A 25,358-nucleotide genomic window follows, 5' to 3' on the forward strand; every position below is an offset into this window, starting at 1 on the left:
TTGATTGGGGGTTAGCGTAAACAAGGCCCCACGTAAACGACTCCTAGCCAACGTTCACGGTCCTTGTTTTTATCGACCACCTGATCCAGGCGGCATTTGACAATTTGTTGGGTTTGCATGCCCGCCCGATAGACCACCGCCGCCGGGGTTTCCGGAGGATAGGCGGCCTGCAGCGCCTGCATGACCTGAGAGAAGCGGGGCATGGCCATGAAGACCACCACCGTGGCGCCCTTGGCGGCCAGGTCCTTGAGCATGGCGCCTTGCTTGACCATGGTGAAGGGATCGGTAATGGCCACCGCGCCGTTGCAGGTTATGTCCTTGCCCAGGGCCGCCGAGCCCGCGTTGAAGGCGCTGAGTCCGGTGACGAAGCGAATCTGTTCGGTGGGGAACACGTCCTTGAGCCAGCGCCAAGAGCCGTAGACCATGGGGTCGCCCCAATCCAGGACGGCCACGCTCTTGCCTTGCTTCAGTTGCTCCCGAATGAGCCGGGCGGAGTCGCTGCTCTGTTGCCGGTCCATATGCCGCGCCTTGGCGTCCTTATGGGCCTCCATCTTCTTTTTCAGGGGCTTGTCATGGGCCGCGGCCATGGGGTCGAAGATAACGGGTTTGCCCACCAGGTAAGGGGCATAGCGTTTCTGGATGTCCTTGGGCGCCACCAGCACGTCGGCCTGGGCCAGAGCGTCCAGGGCCTCCAGGGTGAGCAGGTCGGTGTCGCCGCAGCCCATGCCGATGACGCTCAGGCGGGGACGCGGGGCCAGGCGCACCATTTGGATCTTCGCGGCGGCCTTGACCCAGCGGTCCGCCCAAAGATCGTCGGGCAGGATAAGCGCGAAGCGCCCGTTGTCCTTAAGGGGCTTGCCGTCGATCTGGTCGGCGACCAGGATGCGCCGCCCCAGGGGGCCGCGATAAAGCTCGCCCCAGGAAACCAGGGAGGCGTAACCGTCCGGCGCGCTGACCACCAGGGCGCTCTGGTCGTCGCCGCTGATCTTGAAATGCTCCAGCAACTCGGCCAGGGCCACCCCGCTATATTGAGGACGCCCATGATAGCCCTTGCCCTCGCCCACCTGGTTTACCAGGACGGTGGTCCTGGGCAGGGCCGGCAGCTTGTCCAGTGTCTGCTCCTTGCCGTCGGCTCCCACGAGGCTGATCGTGGGGGAGTAGAGAGTCTTGGGCCTGGGGCCCTGGGGAATGTCCACCGGCTCCACCACCCGCAGGGAGACCACGTTCTCCAGACAACGGTCGGCGGCGAAATCGCTGGTCAGCACCAGCTTGGGCAGGCCCACCTTGCGGTCGAGCTGCTCGAGCAGGTCCTGGTAAACGTCCGGCTCGTGGCAGGACTTGCAGTTCTTCTTGGGCCGCACCGGGGTGTAGGCAAGGGCCAGCACGGCCTCGCCGGGGTTGCGGTAGAAGATTTCGCCCCAACTCAGGGTTACTTGGCGGCCCTGGGCGTTTTTTACCACCACCGCCAAGTCGGTTGACTTGTTGAAGCCGTGACCGTCTTTGCCAATCTGGGCCAGCTCCAAAACGTCGCGCAGGGGCACCCCTTGCAGCCAGAAGCATCCGTGAAAAGAGCCGTCGTTATTGATGTCGTTGTATTTGACCCGCGCCTGGTTGAGGCGAGCGAGGTCCTCGATGCTCAGGCGTAGCGGCTGCTTTACCAGGCCGCTCACCGTAAGCACGGGGCCCGCGACCTTGGCGGCCACGCCGGCGGTCGCGGCGGCGAGAAATATCACTAAAATACTAGCCAAAATAGTTAGCTTGCGCATGGTGGGTATCCCAGTTACTGATTGGCGAATGCGTAGATCATTGGTGGCATATGTCAAAGAAGACACGCATGTCATAAAAGACATATGTTGTTATTTATGTCAATATAAAAGCCCCTTAACTTCGCGCAGCAAAGGACGGCACGGTGAACGACGGGCACCGGGAATTGCGACGCAGCCTGGGTACCTTCAGCGCGGCCATGATCATCGTGGCCAACATGGTGGGCACGGGCATTTTCACGGCCAGTGGTTTCATCCTGGCCCAGACGGCCAGCCCCGTACTTTTCATGTCCTGCTGGCTGGCCGGCGGAATGATCGCCCTGGCCGGAGCCCTGAGCTACGCCGAGCTGGGGGCGCGCTATCCCCAGGCCGGCGGTGAATACGTTTTCCTGCGCCAGAGCCTGGGCCCCCTGTGGGGCTTCCTGTCGGGCTGGATATCGTTGGTGGTGGGCTTCTCCGCCCCCATCGCCGCGGCGGCGGTGGCCGGAGCGGGCTATCTTTTGCGGGCCTGGCCCCAGGCGGCGGGCTGGTCCCTGCCCCTGGGCGTGGGTGGCCTGTCCCTTTCGGTGGAGACCCTGGCGGCCCTGGCTCTCTTGTTGGGCTTCACCCTGCTGCACGCGGCCAGCCTGCGGGTGGGTGTGCGGGTGCAAAACCTGCTCACTGGCTTCAAGCTGGTGGTCCTGACGGGCCTCATCGCCGCGGGCCTGGGCGCCTGGGACGGTCAGGGCCTTTGGGGCCAAAGCCTGGCCGCGTCCGGCTCGCCCGCCTCCCGGATGGCCGTCGCCCTGGTCTTCGTGTCCTTTGCCTACAGCGGTTTCAACGCCGCCGCCTATCTGGGCGGTGAGATCAAAAACCCCCAGCGCAGCCTGCCCCGGGCCTTGCTCCTGGGCACCAGCCTGGTGGTGGTGCTCTACCTGCTCATCAACCTGGCTTATTTGTCCGCCGTGCCCTTGCAACAGATGGCCGGGGTCAAGGAGGTGGGAGCCCTCACCGCCCAGGCCCTGCTGGGTCCCTTGGGCGGGCGGGTGTTCAGCCTGCTGGTGGCTCTGTGCCTGCTCTCCAGCCTGGGGGCCATGACCCTCACCGGCCCGCGCGTCTACTACGCCATGGCCCGGGACGGGGTGTTTTTCCAGGCCCTGGGTCGGGTGCGTCCCTCGTCCGGGGTGCCGGCCAACTCGGTTTGGCTGCAAGCGGCCATCGCCGCCTTTCTGGTGCTCACGGCCTCCTTTGAGGCGTTGCTTTTCTATATCGGTTTCACCCTGTCGCTTTTCGCGGCCCTCAGCGTGGTCGGCCTTTTGGTGCTGCGCCGCCGCCTGGGTCCGCCGGACACCTTCCGGGTTCCCCTCTACCCCTGGGTGCCGCTTTTGTTCATCGGATCCAACGCCTGGATCATTGTTTTCTCCCTGGCCGGAGACCCCTGGCGGGCCCTGCCGGGAGGGGTCACCCTGGCGGCCGGCGCGGTCTTGTACCTGGTTTTCCGCCGCCGCGGCCGGGGGGAGAGGGAAAGGGGCTAACCCTTGCCAATTGAAGTAGCGGGTGCTTTGTGCGCGGCGGCCTTTGTCTGCGCCCTGGCCGGGTTCTGCCTGGCCGCGCTGGCCGGGGCCCTGGAATGGCGGCGTGTGGCCGTGGCCGCCGGCGGGGCGGGCCTGGCCGGTTGCCTGTTGGGCCTGGTCGTGGTGTCCTTGTCCACGGGCCGCATCGCCTTTTACGGCCCCTTCGAGACCCTCATGGTGGTGGGGCTGTGGCTGGGGCTCTTGGCCATGTGGGACGCGCTGGGCGGGCGTCTGGCCGTGGCCGCCTGGAGCTGGGGCCTGGGCGCGGCATTTCTGTTGTGGCTGTTCGCCGCGCCGCTCAAGGCGTCGCCCATAACCCTTATCCCCGGCTATGTGTGGATGCCCATGTTCTTCGAGCTGCGTCTGGCCGCCCAGGCCCTGCTGCTCTACGCGGCGGCCTGCCATCTGGCCGCTTGGCGCGGCGGGGGACAAGGCGCGCCGCTGCGCGGGCGTTTGGCCCTGCTCGGCGGATGGGGCGCCTTCATGGCCGGTGAGCTGGTGGGGGCCTGGTGGAGCTATGGCTGGCTGGGCGACTTCTGGCAGTGGAACGCGGGCTTTCTTTCCTCCACCGCCCTGCTGCTGCTCATGGGTCTGGGTTTGCATCTGCCCCCTCGTTGGGCCGCGCGGCCCTGGTTGCGCCTCATAGTGGGGGCCGCCCCTGGGGTGGCCCTCAACCTGGTGGTGCTCAACCACCAAATAAATAATAAAAAAATAAACAAATAAAGCAACTTGAAACGGTGTGCGGTTTACTGGGAAGCGTAGGGGAAGCAAAAGGATCAGTTTCGGACTGTTTTGCGCCCTGGGATTGTTGGCGCAACCGCGTCCCTAGAAATACGAATCCACTTAAAGAGAATTTGGCATGATCGGCCAGAGCGGGGCTTGGGTGTGGAACAGGCTTTGGAGTGTTGGGCCCAGGCGGTCTATTTTTTGGGTATGAATATCTGGGGCGGCTTGGTGGTGTTGCCCGTGGCCCCGGGGAAGTTGGGCGCCACGTAGGCCTTCTTGTTATCCTTGATGAGGCGGTCGGCCTCCTCGTGGAACTTGACGAAGCGCTTCTTGCACTCGTAGAAGCCGTGCCACCAGGAATAGTCCGGGGCCATCATGGCCGCGCCCATGCGGGCCCGGCGGCCCTCGTGGTGCCACAGCTCATAGAACTCGTTCCACAGGGGAGACTTGAAGAAGGCGTCCTTGGGCATCAGGCCCTTGGCATACAGCTCGTCCAGCTTGGCCTTGGTGGGCTTTAAATAGACCTCGTTGTAGTCCTGGATCACCCCGTCCATCTGGGCGTAGTGGCTCTTGACCCACTCCTCGCTGTGGCACTGCTGGCAAACCGCTTGCATCTTGGCCCGTTCCTCTTGCCAGGAGCTTTTGGCGGGCCAAGGCTTGAAGTCCTGGGGCCGGATGGTCAGGGGGGCTTGCAGCTCCCAGGATAGGCGCTCGGTCACGTCGTGGGTGGTGAGCACCTTGCCCGAGCCGCTCATGTGGCAGGCGGCGCAGGTGGGGGTGCGGTAGTCCACGCCCGGCGTCCAGGTGCCCGGCGCGGCGGCGAAGTTCCACTTGGCCCCTTCGGAGTGATAGATGGCCCCGTGCTTGGACTCGTTCCATATCTCGATCTGGGGATGGTCCGGGCCCAGGTGGCACTGGCCGCAGGTGTCGGGCTTGCGGGCTTCGGCCACCGAGAAGCGGTGCCGGGTGTGGCAGGCGGCGCAGGAGCCCTTGGAGCCGTCCAGGTTGAGCCGCCCCACGCCCACGTTGGGCCAGGTCATGGGATCGAGCCTGCCGTTCTTGTCCTGCTTGAGCACCGTGCCGTGGCAGTGGAAACAGCCGTTGACCCGCTCCAGGCCGCTGTTGAGGCCGAAGTTGAGCCAGGGGTCGATGGTCCAGATTATCTGCAAGGTGTTGGCGTGCTTGCTCACCGAATACTGCTTGGCCTCATCGGGGTGGCAGCGGGAGCAATCCTTGGGGCTGACCACGCCCGAGATGGGGGTCATGTACTCGCTTTTGGACCAGGGGTTGTCGCCTTTTTGGAACACCTTGGCGTGGCTGCGATCTAAGTCCGGGTCATCGCTCCCGGCTTGGTGGCAATGCAGGCAACTCACCTTGGCTGCAGCGTGGCGACTACGCATCCAGTCGGCATAGATTCCAGGTGTCGCCTTTTTATGGCACTCGACGCAGGCCCGAGCTATTTCAGGACGAAAGGGCTGGGCTGCGTTGGCCAGAGGCGGCCCCCAGTTCCACCAAGCTAGGCAGAGGAGCACTCCCAGCATTAGCCCCAGAACCACGTAGGCCAGCACCACCAGCATCCTGGCTGTGGGACCGAGGTCCTCGCTTGCCTCCTTTGCGGTCTCCACCGGCCCTAACTTGGGTAGGCGCTCCAGCACCTCGGGGCCGTGGGGTGCAGCCTCCAGGGCGGCTGTGAGGTCCCGGCCCGCCTGGTGGCGGCGCATATGTTCACCCTTGGTCCACAGCTTGCTTTGCGAAACATCATAGCCTTGGCCCTGATAGACGACATAGGCAGGCCAGTCGGCATGGGCTTGCTGCTGCTTGGCCCGCATTTGCGCCGCTGCGGCGTCCAACTTCAGATGGCGGTGGATATAGGTGTTCACCAGGACGGCAATGGCCACCATGGCCAGGAACAAACACACCTTGATTATGAGTACGATGCCAAAGGTGGTGTGGAACAGGGAAGCCCAGCTGGGTAACCGCAAACAGGCCAGCACTCCGCCGGTGACCGCCAGGGTGACCACCCCAGATATTCCCAAGATGCGCTCACCCCGGGGCACCCCCTTGGATAGTGATCGGGGGCCGATGAATAAATGAATATAAAAGATGGCCCCGAACCAAATAACCGCGGCCAGGATATGCAAGAAGCCCGCTCCCAAGCCTAGAGACTCGCGCCAGAATGAGGGCCTCAGGTGAGGATCAAGGCTATATCCTCGGGCCCGGAAGTCGTAGCCCTGGGGGGTTAGAGTGCTACCGCCCGCTGAGTTTTCGTGACAGAATGCGCATGATTCATTGGTCTGGGCTGAAAAATAGGGGGTTGCCTGGGCTTTGTGCGGATGGACCAAGAAGGTCAAGCAAGCCAACAGGCCAACTAGGAGCAAGGTTTCCGCCCAATGGGTTATAGGGTGACTTAACCGCATGGCCTCAAATTACATTTCTGGTTGCGGTTATGCAAGGCGAGTCGCTGAACCTAGTTCATAATGAACGTATATGCTAATCTGGTCCTGGCCCCCAACCAAATTGAAATCGGGTGGGGGTTTGGCCCCTGGACTGCACCCCCCACGTGGTCCAGGGGCTTCTCGGTCTCTTCCAAAACCGGCACGCTTCCCAGGGTAAAGGAGCACCACTTGATCAACCCCAGCGCAAATCGCAAACTGCTCATTGGGGCGGGGTGCATGGTTCTGGCCGCCTTTTTTTTCGCCCTGGTGGGGGTATTCGTCAAACTGGCCGGCCAAGAGGTCGGCGTGTGGCAGATCAGCTTCTATCGGGCCCTGGTCGGTATCTTGTTTATGCTAGGGCTCTCTGGCTGTTTTCGAGTGGCCATCCTGGGCCCTAACCTGAGGCTATTGGTCATCCGCGGACTGTTGGGCACCATCGGTTTTCTGTGCCTGGTACTGGCCATGCGCCAGATCCCCCTGACAGAAGTAATGGTGTTGTTTTTCCTCTTCCCGGCCTTTGCGGCCATCTTCTCACCCTGGTTAAACGACGAGCGGGTGGCCAGGCGGGACTGGCTACTCATTGCCCTGGCCTTTACGGGCACGGTGGTGGTGCTGTACCCCGGCGGGGATCTGCACTTGCGCCTGGGCCACTTCTGCGCGCTGATCACCAGCGTGGTGGCCGGCCTGAACATGGCCTTGGTGCGGCGCTTGGCCGGGCAGCACACTCCCTACTGCATTTACTTCTTCTTCTGCCTGGCTGCGGCCGTGGTCTCCATCTGGCCCCTGGCCCTGGGCGTGGAGCCGCTGCTCCCATCTGGCACTGGCCTGCTGTACCTGGCCGCCATTGGCGCGGTGGGTACCGTTGGCCAGGTGATTATGAACCAGGGCTTCTATCACCTGCCGGCTACCGAGGGCGGGGTGGTCCTCATGAGCCAAGTCATCATCGCGGGGGCGTGGGGTGTGCTGTTCTTCGGCGAGCCACTGACATGGCACCTGGTGCTGGGCGGGGTGCTGATCCTTACCGGCGGTGCGGGGCTGAGCCGCCGGGTCAAGGCCAAGGTCCTGGAATAGCCCGCCATGCTTTTCTAATACAACTGAACCAAGTCCAAACATGAGGGCATCCAAGCTTGTAACAGGTAACTGTAACAGTTTTGGTAAACTAACGTGATGAAACAGGCGGCAGTAGCATCTCCGGGATCACAAACCGAGCAGAGCCTGAGCATAGGCATTGTCCTGACCATGCTGGTCCTGGCCCTGGTCTGGGGCGCCAACATGGCCGTGGTCAAGCTGGTCGCAGGTCAATTGCCCCCCATTTTCCAGGCCGGGATTCGCTCAGTGGTTGCCGCGGCCTGCCTGTGGGTGTGGATGGCGGTCAAGGGGGTGCCGGTATTTCCGAGCAGGGTGGTGGTTACGCACGGCCTGGTGCTGGGCCTTTTATTCGGCGCCGAATTTGGCGTTCTCTATCCGGGCATGGTGTTCACCAATGTCGCCCGGAGCTACCTCCTGCTTTACACGGCACCGTTTTTCGTCGCCGTGGGGGCCCATTTCTGGCTGCCGGCCGACCGCTTGACACGCCTGAAGGTGGCAGGAATGGTGCTGGCTTTCGGTGGACTGGTGGTCCTGTTGGGCCAAGGGCTAGACCGAATCACGCCAAGGGCCATGTTGGGCGATCTGTTTTCACTAACTGCTGGGGCCCTGTGGGGAGCCACCACCATCTACCTGAAGCGCTTCCTGGCCGAACGTGCGCAGGCCCTGCAAACGCTCTTCTACCAACTTTTTTTCTCAGGGCCCTTGCTGTTGGCGGCCAGTTTTTTCCTGGAAGACCATCTGTCGGCCAGCCTAACTGGCTTCGGGGCCTTCTCGCTTTTCTACCAGTCAGTGATAGTGGCTTTCATCAGCTACCTGGCCTGGTTCAACCTGATCCACCACCATCCGGCCAGCTTGGTGCAGGCCTTCACCTTCTTCACACCAGTGGCCGGCGTGTTCATCAGTGGGCTCTGGATTCTGCATGAAGACGTTGGGCTCAGGTTATTGTTGTCCTTGGTCCTGATCAGTGCTGGCCTGGTGCTAGTCAACCGCCCGTCCCGCAAAGCGACGGCGGCATAACGTCTTTTCTGGGCGGCATATTTAAGTTGATTGCCCAATGCGATGCGCGGTCGCAGACTTCGATGTACGTTGTTTGACTCCGTACTCACCCGGCGCTAACATTCCCCATTTGTTGTGCAAGCCATTCGCGAGAGATTAGCGCATGATTGAGGCCGTGACGTCCTCCCTGCATTTAGGTCCATTTTTGGGTTTAGGATTTGGCAGAATGAGGCGCTACCCGTTTCGGGTCCAGGTGAGATGAGAGATTCCCATCATCTGAGGTGCTACCCGTTTCGGGTCCAGGTGAGATGAGAGATTCCCAGGTTTGCTTCTTTGGAGATGGAGCCATGGGGGAGGCCACGCAGGGGGCAGGTCCCACCTGCTTGGCATAGGCCTCCGGGGTCATGTTACCCAGGGAGCTGTGTGGCCGATGTTGGTTGTAATCCAGCCGCCAGGTGTCCAGCTTGTCCTGGGCGTCCACCACCGACACAAACCAGTTTTCGTTTAAGCACTCCTCCCGAAGACGTCCGTTGAATGACTCGATAAATGGGTTGTCCGTGGGCTTGCCTGGGCGGCTGAAATCAAGCTCCACCTTGTTCCAGTACGCCCACTGATCAAGGACTTTAGAGGTGAATTCGCTCCCGTTGTCCACTTTGATGGATTTGGGGGCTCCACGTTCAGCGACCAGCTGGTTGAGCACTGCCACTACATCATCGCCCCGTAGGCTCTGACCAGCCTTCAAAGCAAGGCTCTCACGACTAAAGTTGTCCACTATCGTCAGCACCCGGAGCTGATGCCCAGAATAAAGCTGATCGGACACAAAGTCCATAGACCAGCTCTCGTTGCTCCTCTTGGGCTTTGGCTGGCTGACCACCCGGCGGGTCGCGCTCACCCGGCGCCGGGGGCGCTTGCGGCGCATGGTCAGCCCCTCCTCGGTATAAAGGCGATAAACCCGCTTGGCGTTGACCAGCCAGCCCTCCCGCCTCAGGAGCACATGCAGGCGCCGGTAGCCATAGCTGACCCGGACCGCGGCCAGGTCCCTCAGCCGCATGCGCAATTCGTCCTGCCTGTCCGCAATACTCTGGTAGCGATGGCTGGAGCGGGCAAACTTGAGCACCTGGCAGGCCCGCCGCTCACTGACCTTGAATACCTTCTCCAAATAGCCGGCCAGAGCACGCTTGCGGACAGGCTTCATAGTTTTCTTTTTATGACGTCCTGCAGCATGGCCTTGTCCAGGCTCAAGTCAGCCACCAGCTGCTTGAGCTTACGGTTTTCTTCCTCAAGCTGCTTCAGGCGCCTGATCTCCGCCACGCCCATGCCCGCGAATTTTTTCTTCCAGCGGTAAAAGGTGGCCTCGCTCACCCCCATCTTGCGCACGATCTCCGCCACCGGGGTGCCGCTGTCAGCCTGCTGCAGGGCAAAAACGATCTGGGGCTCGGTGTACCTCCTGCGCTTCATCCAGTCCTCCTGGTCAAATGAGAATTATGACGATTTTCTCATCCGATATGGACCAGAATTCGGGAAGCAGGTCACATCAGTGACCCCCAGCTTGGCCCGGCGCTCCTCGATGAGCTTCAGAGCCTACACAGTGCCCAGTACCTGGTCCTGCTGTAAATGGCGGTCCAAAAGCGAGACGATTTTAGTGGCGGTTGAAAACCGTGACACATTGATTCAGTTTTCTTCAGGTGTTTTGGTGCGATGGAGGCCATGGTGGCTTCCAGGCCAGGACTCTCTGGAGGAGCGGAAGGGGTGTACACGGACATGGATCAATGGGCCCGGATCAGACTTGAGTTGCGCGATGGCCAGGCGAGCAAGCGCGAGTTAATGCGTAGAGAGGGCATCCATTGGGATACCCTGCAAAAGATTCAGAATTTTCCCGAGCCTCCCGGATACCGGCTCAGCACCCCCCGAGCCAAGCCCAAGCTTGGCCCCTACCTTGAGTTGATCGCCCGGATCATAAAAGAGGACAAAAAGGTTCCCAAGAAGCAAAGGCACACGGCCACGCGCATATATCACCGCATCAAGGAGGCGGGTTATCAGGGCAAGTACACCCAGGTAAAGGAGGCGGTGCGCGCAATCAAGCGCGTGAGCCAGGAGGTGTACATGCCCCTGGTCCATCGTCCCGGCGAGGCGCAGGTGGACTTTGGCTATGCCCTGGCCAAGGTTTCCGGGGAGCTTCGCAAGATAGCGCTTTTTATCATGGCCTTGCCGTACTCCGATGCCTTTTTCGTGGCGGCCTTCGACAAGGAGTGCAGCGAGAGCTACTGGGAAGGGCATGCCAGGGCGTTCGAGTTTTTCGGTGGGGTGCCCCACCGGATCAGTTACGACAATAGCAAGGTCCTGGTTTCCAAGATCATAGGGCCTCATGAGCGCAAGCTGACCGATGGTTTTCTCAAGCTGCAGAGCCATTACCTTTTTCGGGAGCATTTTTGTCGGGTGCGGCGTCCAAACGAGAAGGGCGTGGTGGAAGGGGTGGTCAAGTACGCCCGGCAGAATTTTTTGGTGCCAGTGCCCCAGGTGAAGGACCTGGCCGAGCTCAATGCCATGCTTTTAAGGCAGTGCCGCGACGACATGAAGCGCCGTTTGCGTGGCAAGGGCGGTAGCAAGGCCGAGGTTTTGCAGGAAGACCAGACAGCCTTTGTCCCCCTGCCTCCCTCCCGCTTCGATGCCTGCCGCAAACAGCCTACCCGGGCCAATTCATTGTCCCTGGTCCGCTTCGACGACAATGACTACTCGGTGCCGGTGGCTTGTGCCCACCATGAAATTGTGGCCAAGGGCTATGTGGATCGGGTGGTGCTCTGCCACCATGACGTGGTGGTGGCCCGCCACTCCCGATCCTGGGGCAAGGAAGGGGTGTTTTTCGACTACCGGCATTATCTGCCCTTGCTGGAGCGCAAGCCTGGCTCCCTGGACCACGCCCGCCCCCTGGCTGACCTAGATCTGTCTGAGTGCTTTGAGGTCTTGAGGCGGCGGCTGGTGGCCGGGGAAGACATGCCTGGCCAGGGCACCCGTAAATACATAAAGGTCCTACGTTTGCTGGAGGACCACTCCATGGCCAGACTGAAGCGGGCGGTGGAGCAGGCATTGTACGCGGGAGCCTATGCCCCGGAGGCCATTGTCCACCTGCTGGAGCCGCCATCATCAGGGCCCGCGGCCACCTTCCTGCTGGACGGTCGTGAGCACCTGGGCCGAGTGAGCGTGGCCGGGCCCGATATCACAGTCTATGACTCCCTCCTCGCGCAGGGAGGGGCGCTGTCATGAAGGACCAGGACAAACCCACCGTGCTCTTGGAGTACCACCTCAAAAAGCTGAAGCTGCCCACCATTCTCCGGGAATACGCGGCCATGGCCAAGGTCTGCAGCCAAGACCGCTCCGATTACATGACCTACCTGCTGCGCCTGACCGAGCGGGAGCTTCTGGACCGCGAGAAGCGGGCAGCCGAAAGGCGCATCAAGCAAGCCGCCTTTCCGGTGATCAAGACCATGGACACCTTTGATTTCAAGGCACAGCCCTCCATCAATCAGCAGCTGGTCAGGGAGCTGATGAGGGGCGAGTACATCGCCAAAAAGGAAAACGTGCTCCTGATCGGAAACTCCGGCACCGGCAAGACCCAGCTGGCCAGCGCCATGGCCTTTGCGGCCTGCGCCCAGGGAAGCAAGGTGAAATTCTACAGCGCCACCGCCCTGGTCACAGAGCTCATGGAATGCCGCGAGGAAAGACGTCTGCAACGCCTGCAGAAACAGCTCCAGCGCCTACACCTGCTGGTCATCGATGAACTGGGCTATGTGCCCTTCTCCAAGATAGGCGCTCAAATGCTATTCGAGGTGGTGGGTAGGGCATATGAACAACAAAGCCTCATGATCACCACCAATCTCCCTTTCCAGCAATGGACGGAGGTCTTCGGCTCCGAAAGACTCACCGGTGCACTGCTGGACAGACTGACCCATAGGTGCCACATCATCGAGGCCAATGGAGAAAGCTACCGGCTCCGCCAAGCCAAAAGACGATCCCAGGCAAAGCCCAAAACCAACTAAGGCAAGATCATGATTGACAGCATGAACAACAGGACTATATCTCTAAAACAAGTGTCACGGTTTTAGACCGCCAACTGTCCCGCACTTACTCCGCCATTCACACCTGCCAACTATCGCACCCGGGGCCGTTTATTTTTCCGTCATCTATCCCCCAACCCCTCACCGGTCGGGATCGTTGATTCTGAAGTAGAAATTGGCCCGTGAGTCCCGGAGGAAAGTCTCTTTAAGGCTGCCCAGATTACCTTGTATATGCTCTTATGATTTTGGTTTGGTGGGAATTATTGAAAGGTATAGCCGATTACATTCACTCGAATAAATGTTCTTCGTTTTGCGGTTGCAGGGGCAAGATACACCGTAAGTAAACGCCGGCTACCCATTATCTGCTCATCCGAATAGGACGTCCTGGCAATTGTCGCCATCCCTCCCTAGGCCCAAATTTCCAACTTAAAATCTGGACCGTTTAAAAGAGGGCAGGTTAGTCACGGTCGGTTTAACCAGCCAGTTCGGCCTTGGCCTTTTGGTAAGCCTGCTTAAGGTTCTGTAAAGCCTCGTCGAACTCTACTTTGGCCTTTTCCCAGGCCTTGCCGCTGGACGATTGCATGACTTTCAGCTTCTCCTGCACCACCTCCTGCTTCTCTTGTAGATCGGCCAAGGCCTCCTTGGCCCTGTCGTGGCCGGCGGCTGCCTTTTCCTTGGCCTTGTCCATCAACTCAGAAGCCTCTTTTTCCAGTTCTTGGTACTGGGCCTGGGCTTGAGCCATCAACTTCTCTTGCTTCTGTTTGGTGTAGGCCACGGCAGTGCTTACCGCCTCCTTGGCCTCTTTCTTCACTTGTTGGGTGGTCACCTTCTGGTCGTCGTCACTACCGCACCCCGCCAAGGCTAAGACGCCCAGAGCGACGAGAGCGGTTAACGCCGCTAATGCCCTTTTCATTGCCCTGCCTCCACCTACTTCTGGCATCGAATCTACTGGAAACGAGACGCGGCCCGGTCCAAGGCCGATTTTAGGTCGCCGACCGCTCGACTTAATCCTTCCTTGAGTTCTCCCCAAGCATCTATTCCGGATTGATTTAGCGCGGACAGATAATCCTTAGCTGAATCACGTTTGGCCTTGAGTGCGGCAATCTGCTGATGATACTTAATCTCTCCGTCAGCTTCAGATTTACGCGCCTTGGCCTCCAGCCCGTCCAACCGGGCCTGCAGCAGGTCGAGTTCGGCTTGGGCCTTTTTCACATATGCTTCCTTTTGGTCCATTGAATTGACTTTTCCTCTCTGGATGAACCCCGGCACTGGCCAGGTAGGGGTTAAGGTCGGGAACTCCGCGCTTTGCGACGGGCCAGCACCCAGCCGATTGCGGCTATCACAAACAGAACCAGGAATGCGTAGAACAGTATCTGGGCAATGCCTGGTGCGGCTGCGGCGATATCAGTAAAAGCGAAGACTCCAGCCACTAGCGCGATGATCAGAAAAATAAAAGCAAACTTGAGCATAATCACCTCCTTGGGTACTAGTTGCGACCAAACAAGTTGCCGCAGTCGTTACGTACCCTTCTTATTTGCGTGGCGGCGGCCCAATCACATCCTCCGCGCCTTTGATTGAAGTTATTAGGGCGCTCCTAACGGCCTGGGAAGCATCTGCCCCGATTGCGTCACCTGCTTCAAGAGCTCCGGTGACGGCTTCCTTGGTGGCGGTACCAACATCGGTACCAGCCTTGGCACCTGCCTTGATGGCCACCTCCGTCGCTGCGACAGCAGTCTTGCCCACGTCCGCCCCTACCTCGGAACCCGCCTTTACTATTCCAAAAACCGTGTTCTTGATGGCCACGTATAAATCACCACCAATTTCGTTTGCAGCCGCGATGGTGCCGGTGACAATCTCTCCCACTCTTTTTTCTATAGCCACCGTCAAATCGCCCGCTCCCACAATAGTCGCTTTGACTATATCCGTAGTGCTCTCAACGATGGCTTGGGCCAACTCGCCTGTGCCCTTAAAGGCTCCAATGACCGCATTTTTGGTTACTCTGGTAATCACTTCCAGTGTGCTTTCTGTGTTTTCCACCATATCGGACCTCCACTTTACTTTTACCGTTGGAGAAAATTATAACTTGGAGATGTGCGGCTTATGCCACCTCTGTTCTGGCTTAATCCTTTTGATGCTTTTGTTAGCGTTTTCCTCCATAGCTAAAACGAGGACTGTCTATTAAAGGGCCTTAGATTAAACATCCCTCGAAGTCCGACACACTTGCCTTGGCCATCAATGACCGGGGCTCCGTTAGTTTCCAAAACAACCCGTTCCCCTCCCTTGCGGAGATAGATGCTTTCCAAGCGCAGTATGGGCTCCTGGTTGTCCAAGGCCGTGCGAAACAGGGTACTGACCCGATCGGCTTCAGAGGGAGGCATAAGATCAAATAGAGTTTTGCCTACGATCTCCTCCGGCTCATAGCCCAAGAAATATTTGACGCTATTGCTGACATGCAGGCACCTGCCGTCCTGGTCAACCTCCCAAAACCAGGGAGTTATGGTTTTCAGCAGTGCCCGGTATTGTTCAGTTCTTTTCGTTACCTCTGCATAGCTTTTCTTGCATTCGGGGACCTCCAGCATGGCCAGGCGGTATCCTGTGGGCCTTTTCCATTGATCAAGCGGGGCCATGATTTCCACGTGCATTAAGCGAGGAACTCCATGGGATGGTCTGAGTTCAAATTCACACCCGCGCTTTTTGCCGGTATTCCCGGTGGATTTTAGGCAGTCATGCAAAACAAGCAGGCCCTCGTTTGCGGTAAATTGAAAAATGCTGACCCCGATCAAATGGCGGCGCTCCCGGCCCAACATGGCCGCACCTGTCAAATTGACCTCGCTAATCGCGCCATTTAGCTCCAGGGAAATGAAGCCCATTGGAGCTAATTCAAACAAATCTAGATACTTGTCCTTGGCTGCGACTAATTCGGCCTGGGACTGACGAAGTTGTTCGTTTTGGGTTTCAATCTCGTACTGGAAGGCCTCCAGATCCTCGATAAGATCCAAAGGGCTTCTTTTTGGCGAGGTGCCTTCCGTCCCCCTTTGCAACAGCAACAGTTTCGCAGTGCTTTGCCGCAGTTCTGCAAATTCGGCGGTGTTTTTCGATGTCTTCATAAAATTTCCTAGCGGCGCACTTGAATGGACAAGGCCCCTATGGGTTTTTGTCTAAATCTCCAGGCTCATCCCCCCGCCCCAGATGTCTTCCCACCCAAGGCTTTCCCTGGTCGGGTTGTCCAGGCGAATGGGGCGCCTATTCTTGCGGTGCGCGCAGAACTCACAAGTGAAGTGCGGCCATTGGGCGGAAGCGACCCGATCCAAACAGGCCACATAATGGGGGCAGTCAAGATTGCGACGGCCGCTGTGGTTGATAGGGTTGTTACCCATTGGTACGTGACCAGCCTCCTTACTCATAACAGACCCCCTCTCAATCTTGATTCCTGGGGATGGCTGGCCATGGCGCGTTGGTCCGGCGGAAACTTCAGTGCTCCATCCGGGTTTGGCTGCTGGCCGCTCCCGATGAATTATCCAAGCCCTGCCTGTACAGGACGTTCTCTACGACTTCGGGCAGCGCGTCGGGTAGGGGGACTTTCATCTCATAGTTACCGTCCTGAGAGACATACACCGCTCCCCAGTAATTGGCATTCGTACTGAAAACCACTGGAAGACGAGGTTCAGGCAATGTCGTGACGGTTCGCCAAAGCAAATCAGCCGGGTCGTGTTCACCAGACAGGTCGGCCACAATAACCTCGGGTCGGAAAGAAGTTATCTCTTCTGCCAACCGCGGCGTGAATCCGATGCTCTTTACCAAATGCTCACCGTCGCTGAGTTGGTAGGCGTGGAAAGCCCGGGCCCACTCAAAGCCGGCAACCAAGAGAATCCTGGCCACGGGTCCTCCTTTCCTTAAGGTGTTAAGGGGACCAAACAAAACTCTCGAGGCGTCGAACTAGTTGCCCAGTGAAAGATCACTTCTCAATGCTCGGTAGGCTTGCCTTGGCGAGGTTGGCCGAAGCTTGACCACAGGCGGCAAGTGGGAGCAAGCGGTGCCCGCTTTGTCTCTATTAAATTATCCCTTGGATTTCTGGAAACGCACAGATGAGATACAGTTTGAATAATGACTATATTAAATCATCATTATCAAAGCTCGGATAAGCGGGAGCTCAAGCTGACCTTGCGTCCTAATATACCAATTTTACGGCGTATATTGTGCCTATAGGTGGCAACAGTGTCGCCTGACACATTCAACACCTCGGCGATCTCCTTGCTCGCCAAGCCCTCTCGAATCATCATGGCCACCTGGATCTCTCTAGGCGTGAGGCCGAATTTGGGGGAGTCCAGCCGCTGGGCAAAAGAGGAGGTGATCTGTTTCAGCTGAGATATCAACAGCCGCACCACTCTTTGCTGGTTCTGGTCGAGCCCAGATTCCAACAGCCCTTGCAGGCGGGGAACAAGAAGCCGGTGGGTCTGCTGGGTAATGGCGTTTTCCAGCTCTTCCCTGTCTTCTTCGCCCCGGCGCATCAAAACCCGCAAAGCGGTGTTGGCCTCTTCCAATTCCACGGTCTTAAATTCCAGTTCGATCTTCTGCTCACGCAACTCCTCAGTCGCCTGTTTGCGCTTTTCCAGCCCCTCCCGCAGGTCCTGGTTGGCCTGGGAAAGTTCCAGGGTTCTCTTGTGCACCTCAGCTTCCAGGGTGTCGCGTGAGTTTCGCAAAGCCCGCTCATACTTCTTGCGCTTGGTAATGTCACGGCCAACCGCCCAGACACCGGCAACTTTGCCGAAATCAAATTCCGGCTCCACGATGAAATAAAAAATCAAGTAGTCGCCAGTGCTGGATAAAATCCTTGTTTCCTCGGCTATCCCTCCTTTTCCAGCCAGGGCGTTATGTATTGCCTTCTTGGCCACATCCAGGTCGTCAGGGTGAAGCAAGTCCCAAAAATTGCGCCCCAGCCAATCATCCCTAATAAAGCCGGTGGTTTTCTCAAAAGCCGGGTTAAGAGAGGCAATGGCCCCATCAGGCAAAAGGGTAAAGATCGCGTCCGGCATAGTCTCTATGAGGCGGCGGTAACGCTCTTTGCTCTTACTTAATTGGTTTTCAGTTCGCTTGCGCTCGGTAACATCGACAACGGCCATTCTGAATTGCAGGGAAAGGTCATCATTAACCAGTTGCGGCGCACTTTCCACCTGGGCGTGGAATAGGGATGAGTCTTGCCGAATCATTTCGATGGCAAGGGTCTGCTTGCCGCTGCCTCCAGTCCTTGGCTTCAGGAGATCAAGCAAGGCCTTGTGATGGTCTCGGGCTACGAAAAGATAGAGGCTTCGCCCCACCAGATTGCCGCGCGGCAGGGCCAGCATGTTGGCTATGGTCAGGTTGGCTTGAAGGATTATTCCCCGGGCATCGGTGCTGAGATAGCCCACCGGGGCCTGATCATAAAGATCGAAATATTGGTCTCGCGAATCCTCAAGCTCCTTTTGGGTGCGGCGCAACTCCTCGTTCTGCAACTCCAACTCAACCTGATGGATTCGCAGCTCTTGGAGAATGGCGGAAAAATTTTCGGTCTGCAACTCGGAGTCGTCGGAAGGTTTTTTGCGCAGCTGTTTCTCGGCCCGTTGGCGCAGTCCTTGCGACTTGCTGAGGTTTTTAGAAGCATCTTTCACGATTGGCTCTTTTCCGGCCACCCATACGACCTTTATTATTATGCTTCCAAAACCACCGCCAAAACCCCACTAATCTTCAACCGCCAACTACCGTGCGATACTCACCATTACCAAGTCCCAGCCGATAGCATCGAGACGCCCGGTGATTGGATGGCCGACTCCGCGCCAAAAGGCGGGGCTCATCCATCGCCGCTCTTCTTGCCCAGGAGGTCCCTGGCGTGCTCGAGTTCCTTGGTCTGTTCTTTAAAAAGCGCCTCTCGTTGGATGCCAGCCTTCTTCAGGGCGTCATAAAGTTCCCGCAACTCGGTCTGGGCCTGCTTTTGCTGATTGATATCGGTGAAGGTAATCACCACCCCGTCGATTAAGTTGTCCATGGTTCGATAAGGCAGGATGCGCATCTGGTACCAGATGCCGTCTTTGGTGCGCACCTCTCTCTGCTTGACCAACAAACTCTGCATGACCTCGCCGGCGTCGGCCTCCAGGTTGGCGTAGTCCAGGTTGGTCGCCAAGTGCTGCACCGGGCGACCCACGTCGCTGGGAATTAGGTTGACGAGCTTGCTGGCTTTGGGGGTGAAGCGTTTGACGCTAAGGTCGTTGCCCAGAAAGATCGTAGCGATTTCGGTGCTGGACAGAAGGTTCTTCATGTCGTCTTGTGCGTGGGCAAGTTCGTCGATCTTGGCCTGCAGTTCAGTGTTGACCGTGGCTAGTTCCTCGTTTAGCGACTGCTGCTCCTCCTTGGTGGCTTCCAACTCCTCGTTGGTGCTCTGCAGCTCCTCATTGGCCGACTGCATCTCCTCGTTGATTGATTTCAGCTCCTCGTTGGAGGTTTCCAGCTCCTCAATGGCCCCATGATGCCTCTCCCGGGTGTGTTGCAGCTCCTGCTCCAGGTCGCCCAGGCGCTTTTGAATCTCCGCGTTGGGCCCTCGCCGGGCCTTCCCCTTGGACCCGGCCGTTGGCTCCGCCACCTCCTGGATCACCACGGCCAATAGGCCCCGCAAGGCTTTGGACTGGGTGATGGGTTTTACCGTCAGATCCACGTATTGGTGGCCGCCGTTTATCTCGACCCGCACGCCGGGGGAGTGCACTTCCCTGCCGCTGGCCTGGGCCCGGCGCATGACGGCGGCCAATTCAGGTCGAAGCCCCTCCCGGGCCATGGACGATATATTGAGGCTGGCCCGGCCCACGGCTGGCTCCAAGAACTTGCCGGTGTGGCCGTGGATGTATTGGATGTCGCCTTTTGGGTCGACGAGCAACAAGGCCGGCGAGAATTCCGACAGCACCAGTTTCTGGGCTTCCCGGACAAGGTCTGCCTCCCCCAAAGCCAGGGCCGCGTTGGCGGCTTTGCCTTTCCCTCCTTCCCTGGTGACCGGGCCGGTGGGAAAGTCGATCATCAGGCGCATGGCCCCGGAGGCCGGCTTGCGGGAGTAGATCTTCCACTTCTTGTCCAGCGCTTTGAATAGGTCGGGAAAGCCTCCGATGGATTCCGAGGAGCCCAAAAACAGGATCCCTTGTGGCTTGAGTGTGTAGTGAAACAGAGGCAAAAGCTTCTTTTGGGCCGTCCCGTCCAGATAGATGAGCAGGTTGCGGCAGCAGAGCAGGTCCAACCTGGAAAAAGGAGGGTCTTTCATCACATCTTGCACCGAGAACACCACCGGCTCCCGCAGCTCTTTCCTGACCCTGAAAAAGCCGGACTCCTCGGTGAAAAAGCGCCCGAGCCGCTCACGGTTGACCTCGGCGGCTATGTTGGCCGGGTATAGTCCGTCCCGGGCCTTGTCCACTGCCATGCTGTCGATGTCCGTGCCGAATACCTGCAGGGGCACATCCTTGCCGGCCTGGGCCATGCACTCCTTGATTACAATGACCAGGGAGTACACCTCTTCGCCGGTGGAGCAGCCGGGCACCCAGACCCGCAGGGCATCTTTGGGCTTCAACTGGGCCAGAAGTTCGGGGATCACCACCTTTTTGAGAACTTCGAAGGCTTCCGGGTCGCGGAAAAATTCGGTAACCCCGATGAGCATATCCTTGAAAAGGGCGTCAAGCTCATCCGAGTTGGCTTGGACAAAGCGAACATATTTCTCGACATCGGGAATCTGCTGAAGGCTCATGCGGCGTTCGATACGCCTGATGATGGTGTTTTTCTTGTAATAGGAGAAATCATGCCCCACCCGGTCTCTCAGCAACACCAGAACCTTTTGCAGGGGCGCAAGACTAGGAGCATCATCCAAGATTGCTTCCGACGAGGCACCGCCCATCGAGCGGGATTGCGAAAAATAATAACTAAGCTTCGCGGGCATCTGTTCGGGGGGCAGTACCAGGTCCACCATCCCAGTGGCCATGGCGCTGGAAGGCATGCCGTCGTACTTGGCCGAAGAGGGCTCCTGGGCGATCACAAGGCCGCCCGAGCCCTTGATATCCCTGAGCCCCAAGGAGCCATCCGAGCCGGTGCCGGAAAAGATTATGCATCCGGCATTCTCGCCTTGGTCTTGGGCCAGTTGCCGCAAGAAAAAATCTATGGGCAGGCGGTGGCCTCTCGGGGACTCGGGGTCCAAGAGTAAAATCTTGCTTTTCAGCAGGGCCAGATCCTTGTTGGGCGGGGCCACGTATACATGGTTGGGCCGAATCACCTTCTGATCCTCGGCGGTCTCCACCTTCATGGCGGTGCGCTTCTGGATCAGCTCGGGCAATATGCTGGCGTGGTCGGGGTCGAGGTGCACCACCACTAAAAAAGCCATGCCCTCGTCTGAGGGCATGGCATCGAAAAATTGCTGTAGGGCTTCCAGGCCGCCCGCTGAAGCGCCCAGGCCGAGGATGGGCAGACGATTTTTTTTGACGATAATGGGCCCCTTGCCGGGCTCCTGCGGATTCAGCGATGCTTGTTTATTCGCAGGCGGGGACTCCTGGGCGCCATTGCTTGCGCGTTTTTTGGATGAGGCCTTGGTTGGCTTGCCCTTGGACCCGCCGGGATCACCCGCTTTATTGGGCTTGGCCTTGTCTGAGGGCATGACAAATCTCTCGGTTTTGCGTTTGGGCGAAAGGTGGGATATTTAAGCGTAATGCTCCCGACCTAATCATCAGGGTATCACAGTTTGATCTTCGTCCGGCCAGACAGGCTCAAACGAAATAATGGGCAAGTTTGCCCCCATCGTTCGCGAGTTTTCTACGTATTCGCTAGTCCGGTTGCCCCATTTTTCGCAGCCATCGGTAGTGGGCTGCGATACCTGACAGCAACGTTTTGTGCTCCTTGTATTGCAAACCGTGGTCTTTACAGGCTTTCTCCACGATACTTGAGATGGCCGGGTAGTGAATATGGCTAATTGTGGGGAACAAATGATGTTCCTTATGGAAATTCAATCCGCCGAACAACCAACCAACAATTGGATTGCGGCGCGCATAATCCAAGGTAACCCTCACCTGATGGACCGCCCAAGGCTCTTCAATTTGTGCCGTGTCCGGCCGTGGCAACGGGAAATCCGCTTCGGACACGCAGTGCGGCAGTTGAAAAATAATACTTATAGAACCGCCCAAGACTAGGACCCCGATGGCATAATAAAAAAGAACTACGTACCAAGGATGGAATATCCAGGGTATCAACAAGGCCCATCCGAAGAACACAACCTTACCCGCTATTAATACAACTAAGTCACCTGTTGTTGGTCGCGGAAAGCGGTGCTTGCCAACCCCGCCCAAGATCATTTTTTGGAAATCTCCTACAAACTCCCATTGAATGGCTAAAAAACCGTAGACGAACCAGAGATAAAAATGTTGCCAGCGATAATAAGGGTGCCACGTTTGATGGGGAGAAAGACGTCCCAAAACTCCCAAATCGATATCAGTATCATATCCCGTTATATTGACGTAGCGGTGATGGATCACAACGTGTTTCCAGTACCACATGTAAGAACTTCCGCCAACTAGGTCCATGGTTTTGGCCATGACATCGTTGACCCAGGAAGTTTTGGAAAATGCTTTGTGTCCCGCATCGTGAGCAATGTTGAACCCGATACAGGCAGTGAATAAACCGAGCAATACGACCAAGGGCAGACCTTGCCAAATATTTTCTGCCACAAACACCAGAAGCACATACGAGATCGCAAAACAGGTAAGGATAATCGCCGCCTTCAAATGTAGTCGCCAATTGCCGGCCTTAGACTGCCCATCACCCTGCTGAAAGTATTGGTTAACCCTTTGTCGCAGGTCAGTTTCAAAAGTTTTATCTTTGCCGAACTCCAATTTCAGGGGTGATCTCCTGGCCTTTTTTGACTGGTCTGGCATTTCTAGGCTTTCCTCATGGCTTAGTAATATCTACAACGGTAACCAAATAATCATATTTTACTGAAAAGCGAAACAAAATTGCAATATTGCCCAACGCTGAACTATTTCTAACTTATTATGCCAAGTGCCGTTCCAACCGAGGGTGCGGACCCAGAGTTTCACGTATTCGACGACTGAATTTGGTTTGGGCCTAGACTAGTTGAGAGGTTTCTCCCTGAGCATCTTTAGCAAGATAGCATAGAGGTCTTGCCCTCGGTAATTGAACCTGAGCTCGGACTCCTTCAGATGCAGGTAAAAGGTGGAAGAAGGGAGCCCGTTGAACTTCATGAGCCTAGCCTTGGCAAAGGACCAAAAGGACTCGATGCCATTTATATGGTTTCGTCCCTTGGCGAACTGGTCTTGGCCATGCTGGACGCGATAATGTTTTTTGTATCCCAGGTCCACCAATCCGTTGTAGCCTCTCCAACCGTCGGAGTGAATTACGCTCTTGGGATCTACTTTTCCTCTGATGATGGCTTGTAGAGTGGCTTTGGCGCAATCGGGCACGATCTCAGTGTAGACTCGGCCACCCCTCTGAAGGATGCCGAAGACCGGAGTTTTGCCATAAGCGCCGCGCCCCCTTTTTCCCTTTACCCGCCTTGCTCCGAAGTAGGATTCATCGACCTCGATCTCCCCCTTGAAAGGCGACTCCTGCTCACACAGCTCGGCAATGCGCTGGCGGATCTTAAAGAGGTAAAGGTTGATTGTGTTCCGGTTTAATCGCGTCAACGATGCGATTTTGTTGGCCTCCAGGTCCAGTGCGAAGAGCCTGACTAGATCCCTAAATTTGGCCTCCGAAATCCTTGCACGGCGAACATACTTGTTTTTCATGCCCATACAGCTAGTTAGAGTAATTCATCATACTCCCAACTAGTCAAGGGCCTTTGGTTTTTATTATCCATAGAAGTCGAATAGGCTGCAAAAGCATATGCGGTGGGGCAATTCGAGGTGTGCTAAGTACCTTGCACTGCTCTGATGGGCGACACGATGTTGGATAAGAAATCCTAGGTTAACTTCTATCAAATCCGCCGGACTTAAAATTTAAGCCGATACCCATCACTAGGCCAAATTGGATTAAATTCATACGAGGATTTGTTGGTTCAAATCTGGGGTCACGATATATGCCAATCAATGATGGATTTTTATTTTTGCATCAGGGTCTCTAACACCAAACACTTGGCCGTCCCCATGTTTTCGGCAAGCACTTACCACCTACAGACTCGCCCGGAAGACTTTGCGGAAGTGATAGCCGTAAATGGCGAAGGTCACGGCCATGGGGAAGAGGCTGGGCCGCCGGAACAGTGACCACAGCAAAAGCTTCCAATACTGCCAGCGGGCCCGGTCCTTGACCCCCAGCACCACCAGAGTCTTGGGAAAGGCCCAGGCATAGCCGGAGTGCAGCCGCACGTATCGGGGATGGAAATGAAGTTTGTTCCCTTTCGGGGGGTGATACTCCCGCAGGTATTCCCGCACTCGCTTGAAGTAGGGTTTGGGAGAGTAGATGCCGCTGATAACTTCGCTGTAGCCCCGTAAAAGGGCCTCCAGGCCCATGCGCGGCACGATGTTGGTGGAGAAGTCGGTGTTGTCGCCGGTGACCTCGGTGATTAGACGGCCCTCCTGGGTTATGCGCTGGTATAGCCGGCTGCCCCGGGGTGCGTTCAGCAGCCCCACCATGGCCGTGACGATGCGGCTGCTTTGAATCATCTCGATCTGCTCGTTGAATACCGAGGAGGTGTCGCTATCAAAACCGACGATGAAGCCGCCGCGCACCTCCAGACCAAAGCTCTGAATCTTCCTGACGCAGGCCACCAGATCGCGGTTGCGGTTCTGCAACTTGCTGCACTCGGCCAGGCTGTCTTCGTTGGGGGTTTCGATGCCCACGAACACGCCGTCGAAACCGGCCTGCACCATCATCCTCATCAGCGTTTCGTCGTCGCTCAGGTCTATGGAGGCTTCCGTGGAGAACACGAAGGGATGCCGGTGCTGGCCCATCCAGCAGATGACAGCCGGCAGGACCTCCTCCTTGAGCTTGGCCCGGTTGCCGATGAAGTTGTCGTCCACGATGAACAAGGCCCCCCGCCAGCCCGCGGCGTAGAGGCTGTCTAGCTCATCCAATATCTGTTTGGTTCCCTTGGTGCGCACCCGGCGGCCGAACAGCGAGGTTATGTCGCAGAACTCGCACTGGAAGGGGCAGCCCCGCGAGTATTGCAGGCTCATGGAGGCGTAGCGCCGGAGCTTGAACAGGCTCCACATGGGCGGGGGAGTACCGGTCAAGGCGGGGAACTGGTCGGTGGTGTACAGGGGCAGGGGATGGCCGGCATCCAGGTCGCGCAGGAACTGGGGCAGCGTCACCTCGGCCTCGCCCAAGACAAAGTGATCGATCCCTTCGAACTCTTTATGGCAGGTGGTGAACAAAGGGCCGCCGGCCACCGTCTTGACCCCCATGGCGCGGCATCGGGCCACCACCCTCCGCACGGACTTGCGCTGGATGGCCATGGCGCTGATGAATACGTAGTCCGCCCATTGCAGGTGTTTGTCCCTGAGGGGCTCCACGTTCTCATCGATGAGTTTTTTCTCCCAGGAGGTCGGCAGCATGGCCGCCACGGTGGCCAGACCCAGGGGCGGGTGCAGGGCTTTCTTGGAGATGAACTTAAGTGCGTGCTTGAAGCTCCAGAAAGTTTCCGGATTTTGAGGGTATATCAGAAGCGCTCTCACTACGCACCATCCTTTGAAATTACAGCCCTAAACGCCAACATTTCAATTCATACGCTGCTTATTAACCTCAAAC

19 protein-coding genes and 2 pseudogenes are annotated in these 25,358 nt (G+C 57.7%); 6 read left to right on the forward strand and 15 right to left on the reverse strand.

Translation table 11 applies throughout. The annotated features are described in order from the left end of the window. Positions 1-11: 11 nt before the first annotated feature. Positions 12-1,766, reverse strand: a complete 1,755-nt coding sequence (locus AACH32_RS06060; protein WP_338605888.1) for an SAM-dependent methyltransferase — start codon at positions 1,764-1,766, stop codon at positions 12-14. 143 nt (positions 1,767-1,909) lie between these two features. Here AACH32_RS06060 and AACH32_RS06065 point away from each other — a divergent pair, with 143 nt between their 5' ends. Next, positions 1,910-3,277, forward strand: a complete 1,368-nt coding sequence (locus tag AACH32_RS06065) for an APC family permease (RefSeq protein ID WP_338605889.1) — start codon at positions 1,910-1,912, stop codon at positions 3,275-3,277. A 3-nt stretch (positions 3,278-3,280) separates the two neighbouring features. Beyond that, positions 3,281-4,039: a hypothetical protein gene (locus AACH32_RS06070; protein ID WP_338605890.1), complete on the forward strand. Its 759-nt coding sequence runs from the start codon at positions 3,281-3,283 to the stop codon at positions 4,037-4,039. Between the two features lie 197 nt (positions 4,040-4,236). On the opposite strand, the gene AACH32_RS06075 is transcribed toward AACH32_RS06070, so the two are convergent. Next, a complete protein-coding gene (locus AACH32_RS06075; protein ID WP_350341565.1) occupies positions 4,237-5,619 on the reverse strand; it encodes a multiheme c-type cytochrome in 1,383 nt (460 codons plus the stop codon). Positions 5,620-5,898: 279 nt separating this feature from the next. After that, positions 5,899-6,459: pseudogene (locus AACH32_RS20855) on the reverse strand (CopD family protein); the annotation flags it as partial. A gap of 207 nt (positions 6,460-6,666) precedes the next feature. On the opposite strand from AACH32_RS20855, the gene AACH32_RS06080 reads away from it, so the two are divergent. Next, complete coding sequence (locus tag AACH32_RS06080; protein ID WP_338605892.1) at positions 6,667-7,548, forward strand: DMT family transporter; 882 nt, start codon at positions 6,667-6,669, stop codon at positions 7,546-7,548. Between the two features lie 96 nt (positions 7,549-7,644). After that, positions 7,645-8,583, forward strand: coding sequence for a DMT family transporter (locus AACH32_RS06085; protein WP_338605893.1), 939 nt, complete (start codon positions 7,645-7,647; stop codon positions 8,581-8,583). Positions 8,584-8,932: 349 nt separating this feature from the next. Here the strand turns inward: AACH32_RS06085 and AACH32_RS06090 are convergent. Then, positions 8,933-10,020: pseudogene (locus AACH32_RS06090) on the reverse strand (IS3 family transposase); the annotation flags it as partial. A gap of 303 nt (positions 10,021-10,323) precedes the next feature. Here AACH32_RS06090 and istA point away from each other — a divergent pair. Together istA and istB are read left to right on the forward strand one after the other, a co-directional pair. Next, a complete protein-coding gene (istA, locus tag AACH32_RS06095) occupies positions 10,324-11,823 on the forward strand; it encodes an IS21 family transposase (protein ID WP_338599205.1) in 1,500 nt (499 codons plus the stop codon). After that, positions 11,820-12,596 (forward strand): IS21-like element helper ATPase IstB, encoded by a 777-nt coding sequence (gene istB, locus AACH32_RS06100; protein ID WP_338599592.1) that lies wholly within the window; start codon positions 11,820-11,822, stop codon positions 12,594-12,596. Before istA ends, istB begins: the two co-directional genes overlap by 4 nt. 490 nt (positions 12,597-13,086) lie before the next feature. Here istB and AACH32_RS06105 read toward each other — a convergent pair whose 3' ends face one another. The 11 genes from AACH32_RS06105 to AACH32_RS06155 form a co-directional block, all read right to left on the reverse strand. Further along, entirely contained in the window at positions 13,087-13,527 is a 441-nt protein-coding gene (locus tag AACH32_RS06105; protein WP_338605894.1) for a hypothetical protein, read from the reverse strand. Between the two features lie 32 nt (positions 13,528-13,559). Beyond that, entirely contained in the window at positions 13,560-13,847 is a 288-nt protein-coding gene (locus tag AACH32_RS06110) for a hypothetical protein (protein ID WP_338605895.1), read from the reverse strand. A gap of 50 nt (positions 13,848-13,897) precedes the next feature. Further along, entirely contained in the window at positions 13,898-14,083 is a 186-nt protein-coding gene (locus AACH32_RS06115) for a DUF1328 domain-containing protein (RefSeq protein WP_338605896.1), read from the reverse strand. A gap of 61 nt (positions 14,084-14,144) precedes the next feature. Beyond that, a complete protein-coding gene (locus tag AACH32_RS06120) occupies positions 14,145-14,654 on the reverse strand; it encodes a hypothetical protein (RefSeq protein WP_338605897.1) in 510 nt (169 codons plus the stop codon). A gap of 119 nt (positions 14,655-14,773) precedes the next feature. Next, the gene (locus AACH32_RS06125) at positions 14,774-15,721 is read right to left on the reverse strand and encodes a PAS domain-containing protein (protein ID WP_338605898.1); all 948 of its coding nucleotides are present in this window, start codon (positions 15,719-15,721) and stop codon (positions 14,774-14,776) included. Positions 15,722-16,085: 364 nt separating this feature from the next. Beyond that, positions 16,086-16,493, reverse strand: a complete 408-nt coding sequence (locus AACH32_RS06130) for a hypothetical protein (protein ID WP_338605605.1) — start codon at positions 16,491-16,493, stop codon at positions 16,086-16,088. A gap of 248 nt (positions 16,494-16,741) precedes the next feature. Next, on the reverse strand, positions 16,742-18,259 hold the full coding sequence (locus AACH32_RS06135; protein ID WP_338605899.1) for a PAS domain S-box protein: 1,518 nt from the start codon (positions 18,257-18,259) through the stop codon (positions 16,742-16,744). Positions 18,260-18,438: 179 nt separating this feature from the next. Next, positions 18,439-21,261 carry a chemotaxis protein CheB gene (locus tag AACH32_RS06140; RefSeq protein WP_338605900.1) on the reverse strand — a complete coding sequence of 941 codons (2,823 nt, stop codon included), beginning with the start codon at positions 21,259-21,261 and terminating at the stop codon, positions 18,439-18,441. 166 nt (positions 21,262-21,427) lie between these two features. Further along, complete coding sequence (locus AACH32_RS06145) at positions 21,428-22,489, reverse strand: fatty acid desaturase family protein (RefSeq protein ID WP_338605901.1); 1,062 nt, start codon at positions 22,487-22,489, stop codon at positions 21,428-21,430. Between the two features lie 237 nt (positions 22,490-22,726). After that, the gene (locus AACH32_RS06150; RefSeq protein WP_338605902.1) at positions 22,727-23,407 is read right to left on the reverse strand and encodes an IS1595 family transposase; all 681 of its coding nucleotides are present in this window, start codon (positions 23,405-23,407) and stop codon (positions 22,727-22,729) included. A 375-nt stretch (positions 23,408-23,782) separates the two neighbouring features. Then, positions 23,783-25,285: a B12-binding domain-containing radical SAM protein gene (locus tag AACH32_RS06155; RefSeq protein WP_338605903.1), complete on the reverse strand. Its 1,503-nt coding sequence runs from the start codon at positions 25,283-25,285 to the stop codon at positions 23,783-23,785. Positions 25,286-25,358 lie beyond the last annotated feature (73 nt).

Source organism: Desulfoferula mesophila, assembly GCF_037076455.1.
Lineage (GTDB): Bacteria > Desulfobacterota > Desulfarculia > Desulfarculales > Desulfarculaceae > Desulfoferula > Desulfoferula mesophila.